This window comes from Photobacterium sp. DNB22_13_2 (assembly GCF_052873915.1).
This window is the reverse complement of sequence record NZ_JBNNXU010000287.1, coordinates 1-238: the sequence shown is the minus strand read 5'-3', so window position 1 is coordinate 238 and position 238 is coordinate 1. Positions and strand designations below refer to the sequence as shown.

Annotated in this window: 1 protein-coding gene; it reads right to left on the bottom strand. The window is 67.6% G+C overall.

Going from position 1 to position 238, the window contains the following annotated elements:
* Positions 1-238 (bottom strand): aspartate/glutamate racemase family protein (locus ACVA58_RS28670; RefSeq protein ID WP_446513620.1); only part of this gene is annotated, 238 nt, incomplete at both ends.

Here is a 238-nt window from a genome sequence, read left to right as displayed (position 1 = left end):
CTGCGATGCAGGCGCTCAGCCGGCGCATCGCAGCGGAAATCGGCGCAATGATCGGTACGTCGAATCGCTGCGCCAGATGCACGGCGGCCTGCCCCAACGGCCCGCCGCCGATGATCACGGCCTGCGCGCCATCCTTAAGGCAGGCGCGCACGGCATCACTCAGTGCTTCCTCCAACGCCCCAGCATCGGCTGCCAGCCCACGTGGCTCACCGGGCGTGAGTTGCACACCGGTATAGAG